This is a genomic window from Spirulina sp. CCY15215 (assembly GCF_016888125.1).
GTDB lineage: Bacteria > Cyanobacteriota > Cyanobacteriia > Cyanobacteriales > Spirulinaceae > CCY15215.
This window is the reverse complement of record NZ_JACSWA010000541.1, coordinates 1-207: the sequence shown is the minus strand read 5'-3', so window position 1 is coordinate 207 and position 207 is coordinate 1. Positions and strand designations below refer to the sequence as shown.

At 40.1% G+C, this 207-nt stretch carries 1 pseudogene; it reads left to right on the top strand.

The features are described 5' to 3' along the window. A pseudogene (locus JUI58_RS18915) lies at window positions 1-207 on the top strand (IS200/IS605 family accessory protein TnpB-related protein); the annotation flags it as partial.

Sequence of the window (207 nt, the reverse complement as noted above, 5' to 3'; positions counted from 1 at the left end):
AACTTTCCATGCCTGTAAAGGTTAAAAAAGTCGAAAGAGAGGAATCAGAATATGTTTGTAGCGTAGATTTAGGGATTAACAATGCAGCAACAGCAGCCATAGTTGGTGCTGACGGTACTGTAAAAGCACGGAAATTTATCAATCCGGCTAGAGACATAGACCGTCGCAATCGACGTAGGATGAAGATTGCTAAAAAAGCTAAACAAA